Source organism: Pseudomonas sp. AL03, from assembly GCF_029960815.1.
Taxonomy (GTDB): Bacteria; Pseudomonadota; Gammaproteobacteria; order Pseudomonadales; family Pseudomonadaceae; genus Aquipseudomonas.
In genome coordinates, this window is the sequence record NZ_JASBRE010000043.1 from 1 (window position 1) to 15,811 (window position 15,811).

Here is a 15,811-nt window from a genome sequence, read left to right on the forward strand (position 1 = left end):
TTCAGTTGCGCGTCCTTGGCCGCTGCCGCCCATGTCTCACGGGTGAAGACCGCGCTACCCAACGCCGTACCACCCGCCAGCGCAACGCCGGTCAGGGCTGAGACACCCAGAAAACCGCGTCGGTTAAGGCCTGCGCCATTCATTGCTTCATCATCGTTTTTCGACTTTTTATCGCTCATGGGTTTTGCTCCATCGGGGGCAGATATGAGTAAGCTCGGTCAATCGATGCTTGTTCCGGGTCAGGGCTCAAACACTTGCACAACCGGAATCAGGTCGGGGCTTTGAGGGAAAGGCGCTGGCTTGTCCCGCGTCTTGCGCTTGTTCTTGAGCACCAGTGGCGGGCACTTGTTTTCGTTGTGGTAGGTCATCTGGCAATCGAGGCAGTAATGGCACTCGTTGGCGTTGATGTGGCCATCCGGGTGGATCGCCTGGATCTCGCATTCCTTGGCGCACAGCTGGCAGGGCGTGCCGCATTCCTTGCGGCGTTTGAGCCAGTCGAACAGACGCAGCTTGCTGGGGATAGCCAGCGCGGCGCCCAACGGGCAGACGTAGCGGCAATAGACTTTGCGCGTGAAGATGTTGATGACCAGCAGCGCCACCGCGTAGGCCACGAACCACCATTGGCGATCGAACTTGAGGGTGATGGCGGTCTTGAACGGTTCCACCTCGGAAAATTGCTCGGCGGTGGTCATCGACTCCAGGGAGATGCCGAACAACACCAGCAGAATGATGTACTTCACGGCCCACAAGCGTTCATGCAACGCGAAGGGCAATTCAAATTGTGGAACCTTGAGTTTGCGCGAGGCTTCGTTGATCAGTTCCTGCAAGGCGCCGAAGGGGCATAACCAGCCACAGAACACGCCACGGCCCCAGAGCAGAATGCTGGCGGCGGTAAAGGTCCAGAGGATGAAAACAATCGGGTCCGTCAGAAACAGTTCCCAGCGGAAGTTCTCAAACAGGGCATGGGCGAAGGTCAGGACATTGACCACCGAAATCTGCCCCAGGGCATACCAGCCGATGAACACCACGGTGAAAACCAAATAGACGCGACGCAGCCAATGCAGGAAGCGCGGGTATTGGGTGAAGGTGTCCTGCAGGAACAAAATCACCATCAACACAGCAAGGGCCGTGCAAAGGATCCCGATCTGAAACGCTTTCTGGTACCAGATATTGACCCACGCCGGTCTGTTGGCGACCTCGATGGCGGCCAGTTCTTCGGCGCTGGGCGGTGGACGCAAAAGGTATTGTTCGGGCAGTTGGTACGACAGCTCGAAGCTACTGAACACGCCGTTGACCGCGCCGGTCTGGCGACGCACCAGTAACTCCATGGACCAAGGCGATCCTGGGTCAAACCGGGCCGGTTCGCGCACGATGAAAATCGACATTTCAGTAAACTCCGGCATGCCCTTGGCAAACACGTCGGAGAGCCGTTGATGGTCCATGTCGCGAAAGCTGATGACGTTGCCGAACTGGCGCAATTGCACCCGATCGAAAATCCCGCCGCGCACATAACCCGAACCTTTATAGGAATACAGGCCACGCCCCAGTACTGCGATGGCCTGCTCGCCGGGTTTGAGATCCTGCATAAGGAAACGGTACTGATTGTCACCCAGCAAATTGCGACCGATGGCTGGCGGGTTCAAATCGGCGGTGTAGAGCTCGATAAAGGTGTCATCAACTTGATCGACAGCGGCATTGTCGAGATCCTCGGCCTCCGTACCTTTGAAGGCGGCGTCGACCTGACCACGGGTCAAATTCAACCGGCGGATGGCGCCGTTGCCGGTCAGTTGCTCCCAGGTGGCGGGTTCGTAAAAGTCCTGGCGCACGGTGGCGGGCTTCTGTGCTGCGCCGCCCTTGTCCTCAATCAGTTTCAGCGATACGGCCACCTTGTGCGCAGCGCGCATGATGATCTCATTGACCACCATGACGGTTACCGTCGCTCCAGAAATACCGTCGACTGTCACCGCCTCTGGATCACTGGAGTGACCGACGACCACCCGTTGGCCGGCCTTGATCCCTTTATATTTGGCATCGAAGGCATGAAGCTTTTCCACGGGAATGCCGATCAGCAGAATCGGCTCATGGTGTTCCAGTACGTAGGCATCCTGGATGACACCGTGGGTATCGAGGATGACCTGCATGTTAATCGGCTTGCCCGAATAGGCCGGAATATCCACCACGTCCTGACTCTGGAACACATAACCGAGTAGCGTTTTTCCGGTGCTGATGGTGCGAACCTTGAACTCGCCCGTAGGCTCGGAAAGGTTATCGCTGTCAGGAAAGGTTTTTTCTATCCGCTGCTGCTCCAGTCCGCCGTACTCCTTCGCTTGTAATCCAAAACAGCCACAAAACAACATGACCAACAGAAGTATTTGCCCATATTTGAATGGGCGCAGGACACTGAACTTTGAACACGCAGGAATAATCATGGGTTCGCTGAGCGATTGATCTCTATTGGATGACCCGCAGGGAAACATTTACGCTCCGACGCCTCTTTATTGGACTTATTTCTTCAACACTCCTCCTTCGTCACGGACATAGCAAACATATTCCGCCACTCGCCTGCGAAAACTTTCAATATAAGATATCTCAAATAGTTCAATATAAATTTAACAGAGACCCAACAACGCCTTGTGCACAAACAATCACCCATCTACTCGATCCGTATTATTTCTGGCCACTTCAGGAGAATCTACGGCGCGATAATAATCCACCCTCTTCAACGAACATAGAGATCTAATAGCTATCGCCTACTGATTATTGCTTACAGCGAACATTGGAGAACGCCTGCAATGGGTCAAAGCGACCCTCTTCAGGCTATGAATAAGCACCAATCACCCACTTAACTTTTTCAAGCGCCTCACGCAGTGCGCCCATCTCCGCTGACCCCAGCGCCAAGCGGATCGCATGCGGTACATGAGCAGAAGTAGCAAAAGGCTCAGCGGTTGAAACCGCCACTTTTTCACGCATCAGCGCCGCGGCAATCTGGTCAGCTCTTGCATCTTCAGATAAAGGCAGCCAAAGAAAATACGACGACGGGTGACGAACGCACGCAAGCCCCATCAGCACTTCTGTGGCGATGGCTTGCCTGGCCTGCGCATCCCGGCGTTTTTCAGCTTCCAACTGCATGACCGTGCCATCGTCGAGCCACGTGCTCGTGATCGCCGTCAGCACGCCCGGGGTATTCCAGGTGGTCGCCCTGATCGTTCGCTCCAAGGCAGGCACTTTTTCGGCGGGGGCTGCGACGAAACCTACGCGCAATCCGGTGGCCACACTCTTGGAGAGCCCTGAAACGTAAACGGTCCGCTCAGGGGCGAGTTGCGCTAACGGTGCCGGCGGGTCCTCGGCAAGGAAGGCATAAGCGGCGTCCTCGATGATGAGCAAGTCATGCCGGCGCGCAATCGTCACCAGCGACTCGCGCTGATCGGCACTCATGACCCACCCCAGCGGATTGTGCAGCGTCGGCATCGTGTACACCGCCCGCACGCGGCGACGAAGGCACAGGCGGTCCAGTGCCTCCAGATCAGGTCCATGCTCGGTCACGGGAATGGGCACGATTTCAAGGTGCAAGGCTTCGGCCAGCACGATGAATCCTGAATAGGTCAGCGCATCCGCTGCAATCACATCACCGGGTTGCAGCAGCGCCATCATCGTCACGGCCAGTCCATGCTGAGCACCACTGACCACTAACACTTGCTCGGCATCCACCGTCAGTCCTCGGGCGAGCAAATGGCGCGCCACAGAGGCGCGCTCATGCGCACGCCCGGCGTGTGGCTGGTAGCGCAACAGCGACTCCAGATCACCGCCCGACGCGAGCTGGCGCAGCGCATTGCGCAAGAGTTCCGCCTGCCCTGGCAGCGAGGGGTAGTTGAAGTTGAGGTCGGTCATTCCGACGGCAACGTTTTTCTGGTCGATACCCAAGCCAGGCGGCAACGAAGTCTCCCTCACGAACGTGCCTCGCCCCGTCTCCCCACTGACCAGGCCCATGGCTTCGAGCTCTGCATAGACCCGAGTGGCGGTCACCAGCGCCAGCCCTTCTGTCGCTGCAAGCTGACGATGCGTTGGCAATCGCGTGCCCGGCAACAATCGTCCCGACCGGATGTCAGCCGCAAAAGCATCCACTAATGACTTGTACCGTGAGCGAGGCATGTCGAGATGTATCCATGACAATTTTTTGATTGTAGTGACCGTCGATCATACGATGGATCTCTGCAAATTGAGAGTGCCCTCACATGGAACGGATCCTGCAAAACCCAACGACGGAAAAGACCGCGAGCGGATGGCTCAACGGGTTCATCGGCGTGCTGATTTTCAGCGGCTCGCTGCCAGCCACACGGTTGGCCGTGCTGGAATTCGACCCGGTCTTCCTGACCGTTGCCCGAGCGGCGATTGCCGGGGTTCTGGCGCTTTGCATGCTTGTGCTGTTTAAAGAAAATCGTCCCGCCAAGCGTCAACTTCTGCCCCTGGTGATCGTGGCAATGGGCGTTGTAGTAGGGTTTCCGCTGCTCACGGCGCTGGCTCTACAGCACGTGACGTCGGCGCATTCCATCGTCTTCGTTGGCCTATTGCCGCTCGCCACGGCGGTGTTCGGCGTGTTGCGCGGAGGGGAGCGTCCACGGCCGGTGTTCTGGTTCTTCTCGGTCTTGGGAAGCACGCTGGTCGTGGGGTTTGCGATCTCTCAAGGTCTGACCGCTTCTCCGACAGGCGACGTGCTCATGCTTTTGGCCATCCTCGCCTGCGGGCTGGGTTATGCAGAAGGTGCGAAGCTTTCAAGAACACTGGGTGGCTGGCAGGTGATCTCTTGGGCATTGGTGCTGTCGCTGCCCGTCATGGTCCCGCTGACCGGGTTCATGGCCCCTGATTCGTTCTCGGGAATTACGCCACCTGCGTGGATCAGCCTGGCGTACGTAGCGATCTTCAGCATGCTGATCGGTTTCGTCTTCTGGTACCGCGGGCTTGCCCAAGGGGGAATTGCTGCCGTCGGCCAGCTTCAGCTGCTACAGCCGTTTTTTGGCTTGGCGCTGGCGGCCACGCTGCTTCACGAGCAGGTCAGCATTGGCATGCTGGGGGTCACCGTCGCGGTGATCCTTTGCGTTGCCGGAGCGCGAAAGTTTTCGAAGTGAGCGGGCGCGACAAATATGTCTCTTGCGCTCGTGAACCTTGTATTGAAGCGCCAGTCATAGCCGAGCCGTGAAATCCACTTGCCCGCTCAGAGCTGTCCATCCATGCGCCAAACCCACCTGTCCTTTCGCGTCGCCTCGCTCTGTTTCATTCCTTTGTTTTCCCTGTTTGCCAACCCCGCCCACGCCAGTGCCGAAAGGCAGTTGGTGGAAGCCATCAACGACTACCGCGCTCACCCCGATCGCTGCTCGGGGCGCGCGGGTCGAGCGTTATCGCCGCTGGCGTTGAAGTCGAACCTGGCCTTGCCGATCGGCTATGGCGGCGGATTGCGCGATAGATTGAAAGCGTCCGGCTATCAGGCGGTGACGGTGCGTACCCTTCGTGTGGTCGGTGCGCAGGACGCCGATGAGGCCTTCGACATGCTTCAGAGCGATCACTGCGCGGCGTTGCTCGATACCGAGTTCGCCGACATTGGGGTCAGTCGCGCCCGGAGCGAGTGGCAGATCGTGCTGGCACGGCCGGTGCTCGATGGTCAGGTGGGCGATACGCGAGCGGTCAGCAAGGCGTTGCTGGCACAGGTCAATGCGGCACGCTCAAAACCGCGCCTCTGCGGTCGTCAGCGCTTCGCCGCCGCACGGCCATTGGCCTGGAACGCAGCCCTGGGCGCAGCGGCGCAAGGGCACAGCAAAGCGATGGCCTACGGCAACTACTTCGCACACCAGGACCCCGACGGTGAGATGCCCGCAGACCGGGCGCGAGCCGCTGGTTTCCGTGGCCGGCAGATCGGCGAGAACATCGCTGCCGGTCAGGGCTCACCCAGCAAGGCAATGTCGGGCTGGCTGGCCAGCCCGGGGCATTGCGCCAACTTGATGAACCCGATGTTTACCCAGATGGGTGCAGCCTATGCAGCAGACGCGCGCAGCGATGAGGGAGTTTATTGGACGATGTTGTTTGGGGCGCCTTGAGTGATTGAGCGGCGCCTTATTTGGGGCGCCGCACCGCCCTCACCTTTCCACTGCCTCCGCCGCCGCAGAAAAACTGATCGCCACCGTCCGATTCAAGCCCCGACACCCCGACGCCCGCTGGCAGCTTCACGCTCTCCAGCACCTCGCCGGTCTTCGCATCAACATGGCGTAGCTCACTCTCGTCCCCTTCCCACGTGCCATGCCAAAGCTGCCCCTCGACCCAGGTCACCCCGGTGACGAAACGGTTGGATTCGATAGTGCGAAGAATCGCGCCGGTCTCGGGATCGATCTGATGAATCTTGCGATCCCGATACTCGCCGACCCACAGCGTCCCTTCCGCCCACGTCAACCCTGAGTCACTGCCCCCAGGCGCCGGGATAGTCGCGAGTACACGGCCGGTCTGCGGGTCAATTTTGTGGATGCGGTCGTCGGCGATCTGGAACAGGTGCTGGCCGTCGAAGGCGGTGCCGGCATGGGCAGCGACGTCGATTGAACGCAGTGTCTTGCCACTCGATGGGTCCAGGGCATTGAGTTTGTCGCCGGTTGCAAACCAGACGTGCTGGCCGTCCCAGGTGACGCCATGCACCTTGTCGACACCGGCAAAGGGTCCATATTCGCGAAGGATTTGAGCGGTTGACTGTTTCATGTTGGCTTCCTCGTCACGGGTGGGTGGCGTTCATCCTAGTCACCCGGCAGGGGCACCGGGAGTAACAAGGTCGTCGCGAAACCTGGCACCGGCGGGGTCATCCAGCGACGTGCCCGGCCGCGACCGAACGACTGCACCTTGCCCGCGCAGGCCAGTTCGTCGAGTGCCCGTTGCACCGTCCGCTGGCTGGCGCCAACGGCCAGTGCCAGGGCGGAGCTCGACCACGATTCACCGTCGGCGAGGAAGGCGAACACCCCCGCATGTTTCTCTTCGACGGGTTGCGCCAGCACCACAACGTCGGAGGCAACCAGCGAAATCAGCGTAAAACCACGTTGGGTTGCAGTGACGCCGGCCAAGGGTTTAAGCGCCGCACGCAGCCGCCCGACTTCGACCCTCAACCGCGCGCGAAGGGACTCATCGGCGAGCTTCAAACGAAAGGCCCGGGCAATCAGCGTTTCCCTCGACACGTCAGCCGGCCAGGCTTCGGCCAGTGCCCGTGCGAGGGCGAACAATACCGGTCGTGTGGCGAGGGAAACCGACATGCCGGCGCCACGCACGACGTAGCGACACGCGTCCACGACCAGCGACGTTGACCCGAGCAGCGCTTCAACCTCATCCAGCAACAGAGGCCGTTCTTCGCCACGGGCAATCAGCCGCGCGACAGGCGTGTTCAGGGCAAGGACAGCGTTTTCCACCTCGGCTGTCAGCGCAGGAATACCGGCATCGTGTGCGGCGTGCTCGGCCCTGGAGAGTGCTGATCGCGCCTTCTGTGTCTCGAGTCGCCGCATCGCGACCCCCGCTACGACCAGTGCGTGGGCGGCGCGTAATGCCGGCGGTAATGGCGCGGGGTCAAGCTCAGCGAGCAGTACGTCGGCCTCATCGAGATGCCCGATCAGCAGCAAACGCCGAATCTGCAGATACCGCGCATGAGCGGCGTTCACTCGATCGCCGTGCGCCTCAAGCGTTACCCGCGCCGAGTCGAGTGCCTTCACCGGCCAGCCCAATTCCCGGGAGGCCAGCGCGATTTCGGCTTCAGCGACCACACACCGCGCCCGAGCCAAGGCCTCCTTCGGACCGAAGGCCCGTGCTGCTTTCTGCACCAGCGCCTTGGCCCGAGCCAGATCGCCGAGTTGCGCCATCGCGATACCGCGCAACGCCAGCGCCGGCGCATCGTCGCGCAACGCGACCCGGTTCAGCGCGCCAAGCGGATCGCCCGCTGCCAGCGCCTGTGCTGCAGCCGTGATCAGCGAGTCCATCTGAATCCCGCCACCGTTGTCACTCCCACCGTCGGATGTTCGGTGTTTAGTCTAATTCACGATCTTCCACCAGGCTCTTCCAGAAGCGCTCGCAACTCTTGTTTCTCAGCACGACGGGGCACGCTTTATCTACGCAAAGGGGATTTCCATACTGTTCGCTTCGGTAAGTAACCGCATGTTTATCAGCGCCACCCGGCGCCCGTCCGGCGCCAACCGCTCCTCAACCCCATACGGCACAAACCCAAGCTGCGGATACAAAAGCAGCCCCGCCGTATTCTCGTTGAAGCACGACAGCTGCACCTCACGTGCCCGATGACGTTCAAACGCCAGCCCCACCATCGTCTGCACCAAGAACTTCGCGACCCCTTTCCCCCGAGCCTTGGGCGACACGATCACATTGCCGATCGCGCAAACGCCATCGCGCTCAAAGGTATAAAAATTCGCGAAACCCATAACAGAACCATCCTCCCCAACCACCGTTGAATCGGAACGTTGAGCAATCGATGCCTGCAGTTGATATTCCGTCAGCGGGTATTGCGCCTTCGGGAACATAAAAAACAGTTCTTGGGGATTTTGAGGAAAGTCGCAAATTGCCAGAACATCTTCAGCGCTGACGGGGCGATGGGTCAGGTGCATGGTTTGGATCCATCCAAGTGTCGGTGTGACAGATTACTTTTTGCGGGTGATGGATAGAAGCGTGGGATCAACTTCCTTTTCTGTTTCGCGCTGCTCATGTCCATTTTTTGCGACCAACGGCGAGAATGACCCGTCATTCCCGCTGGTTCGAATCGATATCCGTCTAGTCCGGTAGTTTCAGCTTGCCCATTGAGTGTTGTTCATAGACATAGCAGCGCACTACAAACAATTGCTTACAAAATCGAAAATCATTAAACCCGATTTTGTACTAGCGAATGTTAACTTGAGCGCTTTATCGGGCCATGAGATGCCAAAGCCTTAATTATGCGCATCAAACTTCCCAGCATTCCTGCCCTCGGTGCATACCTTGCACTTTCCTGCCTGTTTGCGGCCGCGTGGTTCGTCAATCCGTCCAATACGCACTCTTCCTTTGCCCTGATCAGTCCAGTGATGGCAGTGGCCGGCCAAGTGGCCAAGCCCATCTATACCAGCCGTTTCGCCTCGTCCGGGCTGGTGGATTTCGTGCATTCCTCGGCGGTCACCGCCTTGCCCGACGGCAGCCTGATGACGGTCTGGTTCGCCGGCTCCCGCGAAGGCGCAGCCGATGTGCAGGTGCGCTCCGCCCGTTACGACTCGAAAACCGGCGAATGGGGGGCTGAACAGGTATTGGCGACTCGGGATTCGACCCAACAGGGCACTCGAAAATACATTCGCAAACTGGGCAATCCGGTGGTTGCACTCGCGCCGGATAATCGCCTGTGGTTGTTCTACGTGTCCGTGTCCATGGGTGGCTGGGCCGGTAGCGCGGTGAATGTGATGGTTTCAGACGACTTTGGTGAACATTGGTCCGCTCCTCGTCAGTTGATCACTTCACCCTTTCTGAACATCAGCACCCTGGTCCGGTCGGCACCGGTGTTTCATGCCGACGGCTCCATCGGGTTACCGGTCTACCACGAGTTTCTGGGCAAGTTTGCCGAGTACCTCTACTTGAGCGCAGACGGCGATGTGATCGACAAATTCCGCATCAGCTATGGCAAGAATTCATTGCAACCCGCGGTGGTTCCTCTGGACGGGCAGCGCGGCATCGCCTTGCTGCGCTATGCCGGCAACACCCACCACCGTGTTCTGGCGACCCGCACTGAAGATGCCGGACAAACCTGGAGTGAGCCCTATCCGCTCGACCCTTCGAACCCCAATTCCTCGCTGGCAGCCGTCGCAACGCCCGAACATGGGTTGCTGGTAGCGCTCAACGACCTGCAGGAGGGGCGCTTCAAGCTGAGTCTGTATGGGACCGACGCAAAAATGGACGATTGGCGCTCGTTGCGGGACCTGGACAAGTCACCTGATCCAGAGGGCGCTCCGTTTTCACCCGAGGCCTACAAGGAAATCATCGGTAAAGAGTTCCGCGGTTCCAGTGGTGCGCTTCGCCAACCACTGGAGGCGCAGTTCCTGGATAACCTCGACACCCGTGTCTGTAAAAGCCAAGGGTGTGAATTCGAATATGAATACCCTTACTTCATCCGCAGTCCCGACGGTATGTATCACTTGGTTTATTCCTGGAACAACACCTTCATCAAGCACGTCACCTTCAACGATGCCTGGCTCAACGAGCGTCTCAAATGATCAGCCTGTGGCAAGCCCATGCCAGCTTCGCAATGATCATCTTCCTGGTGCTGCCTGCTTTCGGCTTGCCCAGGACCTCGCGGATCGCACTGTTGGCCGCGTTGTTGGCCGCCAGTTTCATACCGCTGGGCGGGTTGTCGCTGGCCGCGTACCTGCGCAGCTACATTGATGACCTGGCGATCACCTCCATGGTGTTCATGGCGTGGGGCTGCTTGCGTCGGCTGGACCTCCTGCCACCTGCGCGGGGTAAAACCAGCGTATTGATCCTCTTCGCCGCGATGGCCCTGGTGCTGTACCCGGCAACCCTGGGCATGAGTGATCTGGACCCTTATCGGTTTGGCTACAGCCCGCGCCCCCTGTTGATTTTCATCGCCGCGCTCACACTGGGCCTGTTTTACCTGCGCAACGGCCTGGCCGTCGTAATGCTGGCCAGCGCGACCCTGGCGTTCATCGCCGGGATAAAACCTTCGCAAAACTATTGGGATTACCTGATTGATCCGCTGCTGGGTCTGTATTGCTGCGTGGCATTGCTGATGCTTGCCATGCGCTGGGCGTATCGCCGGGCAATCGAGCGGCGCGGTGCAATGGGCGACGTACCCAAATCCGTTTGAGATTTAACGACTTTATTAACAGGGGAACATGGATGGGTTGGCTGCAATCGAGACGTTTGCATTACTGGCTGGGCGCGACAGCGATTACGTTTGCGCTGTTTGCACTGCTCAGGGTGGTGTTCTTCTTCGGCTTTTCCGGTTTCGACGCCAACGCCCTGATCGGCGGAAATGCTGTCCCGGAAACCTTGGGGATCGGCTTTCGCTTCGATCTGCGCCTGGCCATCCTGGTGATGTTGCCGTTGGCGTTGCTGGCCTGGATTCCTCGTTGGAACCTGATCGGCAGCCGCCTGCTTCGCCGGATCGCACGCGTGTATCTGCTCGTTGCCCTGAGCGTCCTGCTGCTGATTTACATCATCGACTTTGGCCATTACGCCTACCTGGGCGTGCGAATCAACGCCACCGTGCTGCGCTTCATCGAGGATGCGCAAATATCCCGCGATATGGTCTGGCAGACTTACCCGGTTATCTGGATTTCACTGGGTTGGCTGGCAACGGTCGCGCTGGTGACACGGGCTCTGGTGCGTCTGGAGCGCGTAACGCTGGACCGCCCGCGCAAAGCCATTCACCCGCTCTCTGCGACATGGGGCGGCGCGTTGATGGTCGTGGTGGTGCTGCTGGGCATTTTAGGTCGCGTTGAAAACATGAACCTTGAAAACCCGGTCCCGTTGCGCTGGAGCGATGCGTTCTTCTCGGGCAGTAACCAGGTTGCCGCGTTGGGCCTGAACCCGGTGTTGTTCCTCTACGACACGGTCAAAGTCGGCCAGTCACGCTATGACGAAGCGCAGGTGCGCGAACACTATCCGGTGATGGCCAACTACCTGGGGGTGGACAAGCCCGACCGGCAAACCCTTGATTTCGTACGTCACCAGGCGCCACAACCTTACAAAATACCGGGCTCCCGGCCGCCGAACGTGATGTTCGTCATGCTTGAATCGCTGGGCACCAGCGCCGTCGGAGCCTACGGCAACCCGATCAATCCGACGCCCAATATTGATCGCCTGGCCACGCAAAGCTGGTTCTTCGAGCACTTTTATGTGCCGGTGACAGGGACCGCAAAAACTGTCTGGGCCAGCATCAGCGGGGTGCCTGACGTCACCCGCCAGGAAACCGCGACGCGTAATCCGCTGATCACCAAGCAAAACACACTGATCAACGCCTTCACCGATTACGAGAAGATCTACACCATCGGCGGCAACTCCGGTTGGGCCAACATGAATGCCTTGATTCGGCAAAGCATCGACGGCGTTCGTTTGTTCGAAGAACGGGACTGGAAATCTCCGGTGGTGGATGTCTGGGGAATTTCAGACTTGGATCTGTTCAAGGAAACCGACCAGATCCTGCAAGCGCTGCCCAAGGACAAACCGTTCTTTGCGTATGTACAGACGGCTGGCAATCACCGTCCTTTCACAATTCCCAAGAGCAACGATGGATTCGAGGTCAAGCACCCTACCCTGGCGGAAGTCCAGGCCGCAGGGTCGCGCAGTGTCGAGCAGTACAACGCCGTGCGCTTGCTGGACTTCAATCTCGGACGCTTGATGGAAATCGCCAAAGCGGGCGGCTACTACGAAAACACCATTTTCGTGCTGTTTGGCGACCATAACACCCGTATCGCCCAGATCCCTTTCCTGGCACCGGCCTACGAGCAACTGGGCCTGGAAAGCAACGCGGTGCCGATGATCATCCACGCGCCGGGCTTGCTCGGGACGCGCAAGGTCAAAGAAGCGGTCGGCCTGGTGGACTTGCTGCCGACCGTGGCGGGCATGGCCGGCCTTGAGTTTCGCAACAGCGGCATGGGCCGTGATATCCAGCAGCCAGCGCCCGAGGGTGAGCGTGTGGTACCGCTGGTATTACGTGAGGGCACGTTCCCGCTGATTGCCGGCGTTACTCAACACTACATGGTGCAGATGGAGCACGACGGCAGCTCGCCAACTCTCCATGACCTGGCCTCACCGACGCCACTGGACAACGTCGCCGAGAAAAACCCTGAAGAGTTCAAACGCCTGTCACAGCTGACCCGCGCCATGCATGAAACCTCAAGGTTGATGCTGTACCAGAACGTGCGAAAGTAACGGCTTCCCCCGCGTCTATGCTGCAAATAGACGCGCCCCCCCCAGATGCCGGTAAAAGACTCTGCCTATCGCGACCCAATACTCCACCTATTAGCTGACTTCCCAACTGGGGTCTAACCTTACTCGAGCGCTGGCACCCTAGCCGGCCGGTCAAGAGCTGATAAGGAGATAGGAATGGGTCAGAAGCCTGACTAAACCTGCCGTAGGCCACCGTGCAGGCAACTCGATTGCCACTGTTCAGAATTCCCGTGTGATCAAAACAATCAGTTGATCAAACTGCTGGCCCTGCAGCCTGTGTCATTGGTTTCGCTCGTTGCTATTTAAACGCCCACGCTGGGCCGGATAGCCGGATGAACACGACCAAAGGTAGCTCACACATGGCAAATGAATCGAAATGCCCGTTCAATCACGCCGCTGGCGGTGGCACGACGAACCGCGACTGGTGGCCGAACCAACTGAATCTGAAGATACTCCATCAGCACTCGTCCCTGTCCGATCCCATGGACGAGGATTTCAACTACACCGAAGCCTTCAAAACCCTGGACTTTGAAGCGGTCAAAAGAGACCTGACGGCGTTGATGACCGATTCGCAAGACTGGTGGCCGGCGGACTTCGGTCACTACGGGCCGCTCTTCATTCGCATGGCCTGGCACGCCGCCGGTACCTACCGCACCGGTGACGGCCGTGGTGGCGCCGGTTCCGGCCAGCAGCGCTTTGCGCCGCTCAACAGTTGGCCGGACAACGTCAGCCTCGACAAGGCGCGCCGGCTGCTCTGGCCGATCAAACAAAAATATGGCCGTAACATCTCCTGGGCTGACCTGATCGTCCTCACCGGCAACGTCGCGCTGGAGTCCATGGGCTTCAAGACCTTTGGCTATTCCGGCGGTCGTCCGGACGTCTGGGAACCGGATGAGGATGTTTACTGGGGCTCGGAAAACAAGTGGCTGGGTGGCGACACCCGCTATGGCAAAGAAAATGAGCCCATGCAAGAGCCCGGCGAAGGCCCACTCGTTGCTGAGCCTGGAGAAAATGAGGAGAGCCGTACCGAGCAAGGGCGCAACCTGGAAAACCCGCTTGCTGCGGTGCAAATGGGCCTGATCTATGTGAACCCTGAAGGCCCGGAAGGCAACCCGGACCCGGTTGCCGCCGGGAAAGACATCCGCGAGACCTTCGCACGCATGGCGATGAATGACGAAGAAACCGTGGCACTGATTGCCGGCGGCCACGCCTTCGGCAAGACCCACGGCGCCGGACCTGCCGACAATGTCGGCGCCGAGCCCGAAGCCGCAGGCCTGGAACAACAAGGATTTGGCTGGAAGAACAGCTTCGGCACCGGCAAAGGGCCGGACACCATCACCAGCGGCCTGGAAGTCACCTGGACCACCACGCCCACCCGGTGGAGCAACAACTATCTGGAGAACCTGTTCGGCTTCGAGTGGGAACTGAGCAAAAGCCCCGCGGGTGCGAATCAGTGGATAGCGAAAAACGGCGCCGGTGCCGGCATCATTCCAGACGCTCACGACCCTTCCAAGCGTCGTAATCCGACCATGCTGACCACGGACCTGTCGCTGCGATTCGACCCGATCTATGAACCGATTTCGCGGCGTTTCCTGGAAAATCCGGACCAATTGGCCGACGCATTCGCCCGCGCCTGGTTCAAGCTGATCCACCGAGACATGGGCCCCCTCTCCCGCTACCTCGGCCCGGAAATGCCGAGCGAAGAACTGCTGTGGCAAGACCCGATTCCAGCGGTCGACCATGCCCTGGTCAACGACAGTGACGTGGCCGCACTCAAGAGCAAATTGCTTGCTTCTGGCCTGTCGGTCTCGCAGCTTGTATCAACTGCCTGGGCGGCGGCTTCCACCTTCCGTGGCTCCGACAAACGCGGCGGTGCCAACGGTGGGCGTTTGCGTCTGGCCCCGCAAAAGTTCTGGCAGGCCAACCAGCCTGAGCAACTGGCGAACGTGCTGGCGAAACTCGAGAGCATTCAGAGCGAGTTCAACAATAGCGGCAAGAAGATCTCGCTGGCAGACCTGATCGTGCTGGCTGGTAATGCTGGCGTTGAACAGGCGGCAAAAAATGCCGGCCACAGCGTGACGGTTGCGTTCACACCGGGACGGATGGACGCCTCCCAGGAACAGACGGATGTGGAGTCGTTCGGCTTCCTCGAACCCATCGCCGATGGCTTCCGTAACTACCTCAAAGGCAGATACAGCGTACCGGCCGAGCAGCTGTTGATCGACAAGGCGCAACTGCTGACACTCACCGCGCCAGAAATGACCGCGCTCATTGGCGGCATGCGCGTGCTGAACACCAACGTCGGGCAAACCAGACACGGTGTGTTCACGCTGCAGCCGGAAGCGTTGACCAACGACTTCTTCAAGAACCTGCTGGATATGAGCGTGGAATGGAAACCGGTCTCGGAGGCTAATGAGGCGTTCGAAGGGCGCGATCGCAAAACCGGCGAAGTGAAGTGGACAGGCACCCGTGTCGACCTCGTCTTCGGCTCACATGCGCAGTTGCGAGCGTTGGCTGAAGTCTATGCAACCGCTGATGCGAAGGAAAAGTTTGTTAAAGACTTCGTGGCTGCCTGGACCAAGGTGATGAACCTGGATCGCTTCGATCTTAAGTAACGCGAGCGGTAGTGCTGAAACTGCAACGCCTCCCAATGGGGAGGTGTTGTGCTTTTTGCTGATTGGAGGAAGTGACTAAACGGGAGAAATCGTGGCAAGGGCACCGATCAAAATGGTCAACACCAGAAATCCACCCAGGAAAATTGCCATCTTGCCCATTGGGCCTCCTACGTTATGAGTTTGCAGTACAGCGGTTGCCGCAACTGCGGAGCATGCTGTCATTGTGAGCCGCCGCCTGTGTGCGTTACAGA

General features: G+C 59.0%; 12 protein-coding genes. 6 read left to right on the forward strand and 6 right to left on the reverse strand.

Annotation, left to right across the window (positions count from 1 at the left end):
• The 3 genes from QK293_RS25785 to QK293_RS25795 all read right to left on the reverse strand — a co-directional run.
• The coding region (locus QK293_RS25785) for a twin-arginine translocation signal domain-containing protein (protein ID WP_282382787.1) at positions 1-179 on the reverse strand (179 nt) is incomplete at its 3' end.
• Positions 180-239: 60 nt separating this feature from the next.
• Positions 240-2,429, reverse strand: coding sequence for a NosR/NirI family protein (locus tag QK293_RS25790; RefSeq protein WP_282382719.1), 2,190 nt, complete (start codon positions 2,427-2,429; stop codon positions 240-242).
• A gap of 388 nt (positions 2,430-2,817) precedes the next feature.
• A complete protein-coding gene (locus QK293_RS25795; protein ID WP_282382722.1) occupies positions 2,818-4,149 on the reverse strand; it encodes a PLP-dependent aminotransferase family protein in 1,332 nt (443 codons plus the stop codon).
• An 83-nt stretch (positions 4,150-4,232) separates the two neighbouring features.
• Between QK293_RS25795 and QK293_RS25800 the strand changes: the two genes are divergently transcribed.
• Both QK293_RS25800 and QK293_RS25805 read left to right on the forward strand, forming a co-directional pair.
• On the forward strand, positions 4,233-5,123 hold the full coding sequence (locus QK293_RS25800; RefSeq protein WP_282382725.1) for a DMT family transporter: 891 nt from the start codon (positions 4,233-4,235) through the stop codon (positions 5,121-5,123).
• A 102-nt stretch (positions 5,124-5,225) separates the two neighbouring features.
• Positions 5,226-6,086 (forward strand): CAP domain-containing protein, encoded by an 861-nt coding sequence (locus tag QK293_RS25805; protein WP_282382728.1) that lies wholly within the window; start codon positions 5,226-5,228, stop codon positions 6,084-6,086.
• 16 nt (positions 6,087-6,102) lie between these two features.
• On the opposite strand, the gene QK293_RS25810 is transcribed toward QK293_RS25805, so the two are convergent.
• The 3 genes from QK293_RS25810 to QK293_RS25820 all read right to left on the reverse strand — a co-directional run bounded on the left by QK293_RS25810 (position 6,103) and on the right by QK293_RS25820 (position 8,624).
• On the reverse strand, positions 6,103-6,732 hold the full coding sequence (locus QK293_RS25810) for a PQQ-binding-like beta-propeller repeat protein (protein ID WP_282382731.1): 630 nt from the start codon (positions 6,730-6,732) through the stop codon (positions 6,103-6,105).
• Positions 6,733-6,767: 35 nt separating this feature from the next.
• Positions 6,768-7,988 (reverse strand): helix-turn-helix domain-containing protein, encoded by a 1,221-nt coding sequence (locus QK293_RS25815; protein WP_282382734.1) that lies wholly within the window; start codon positions 7,986-7,988, stop codon positions 6,768-6,770.
• A gap of 129 nt (positions 7,989-8,117) precedes the next feature.
• A complete protein-coding gene (locus tag QK293_RS25820; RefSeq protein ID WP_282382738.1) occupies positions 8,118-8,624 on the reverse strand; it encodes a GNAT family N-acetyltransferase in 507 nt (168 codons plus the stop codon).
• Between the two features lie 324 nt (positions 8,625-8,948).
• On the opposite strand from QK293_RS25820, the gene QK293_RS25825 reads away from it, so the two are divergent.
• The 4 genes from QK293_RS25825 (at position 8,949) to katG (ending at position 15,560) form a co-directional block, all read left to right on the forward strand.
• Positions 8,949-10,247 (forward strand): sialidase family protein, encoded by a 1,299-nt coding sequence (locus QK293_RS25825; protein WP_282382741.1) that lies wholly within the window; start codon positions 8,949-8,951, stop codon positions 10,245-10,247.
• The gene (locus QK293_RS25830) at positions 10,244-10,858 is read left to right on the forward strand and encodes a hypothetical protein (protein WP_282382744.1); all 615 of its coding nucleotides are present in this window, start codon (positions 10,244-10,246) and stop codon (positions 10,856-10,858) included. Before QK293_RS25825 ends, QK293_RS25830 begins: the two co-directional genes overlap by 4 nt.
• 32 nt (positions 10,859-10,890) lie before the next feature.
• Entirely contained in the window at positions 10,891-12,927 is a 2,037-nt protein-coding gene (locus QK293_RS25835) for an LTA synthase family protein (protein ID WP_282382745.1), read from the forward strand.
• A 377-nt stretch (positions 12,928-13,304) separates the two neighbouring features.
• A complete protein-coding gene (gene katG / locus QK293_RS25840) occupies positions 13,305-15,560 on the forward strand; it encodes a catalase/peroxidase HPI (protein WP_282382747.1) in 2,256 nt (751 codons plus the stop codon).
• Positions 15,561-15,811: the final 251 nt, after the last annotated feature.

Bases quoted from the DNA above. Each gene is read 5' to 3' on its own strand.
- QK293_RS25800 (WP_282382725.1), top strand. From the start codon at position 4,233: ATGGAACGGATCCTGCAAAACCCAACGACGGAAAAGACCGCGAGCGGA.
- QK293_RS25790 (WP_282382719.1), bottom strand. From the start codon at position 2,429: ATGATTATTCCTGCGTGTTCAAAGTTCAGTGTCCTGCGCCCATTCAAA.
- QK293_RS25835 (WP_282382745.1), top strand. From the start codon at position 10,891: ATGGGTTGGCTGCAATCGAGACGTTTGCATTACTGGCTGGGCGCGACA.
- QK293_RS25795 (WP_282382722.1), bottom strand. From the start codon at position 4,149: ATGCCTCGCTCACGGTACAAGTCATTAGTGGATGCTTTTGCGGCTGAC.
- QK293_RS25805 (WP_282382728.1), top strand. From the start codon at position 5,226: ATGCGCCAAACCCACCTGTCCTTTCGCGTCGCCTCGCTCTGTTTCATT.
- QK293_RS25825 (WP_282382741.1), top strand. From the start codon at position 8,949: ATGCGCATCAAACTTCCCAGCATTCCTGCCCTCGGTGCATACCTTGCA.
- katG (WP_282382747.1), top strand. From the start codon at position 13,305: ATGGCAAATGAATCGAAATGCCCGTTCAATCACGCCGCTGGCGGTGGC.
- QK293_RS25830 (WP_282382744.1), top strand. From the start codon at position 10,244: ATGATCAGCCTGTGGCAAGCCCATGCCAGCTTCGCAATGATCATCTTC.
- QK293_RS25810 (WP_282382731.1), bottom strand. From the start codon at position 6,732: ATGAAACAGTCAACCGCTCAAATCCTTCGCGAATATGGACCCTTTGCC.
- QK293_RS25815 (WP_282382734.1), bottom strand. From the start codon at position 7,988: ATGGACTCGCTGATCACGGCTGCAGCACAGGCGCTGGCAGCGGGCGAT.
- QK293_RS25820 (WP_282382738.1), bottom strand. From the start codon at position 8,624: ATGCACCTGACCCATCGCCCCGTCAGCGCTGAAGATGTTCTGGCAATT.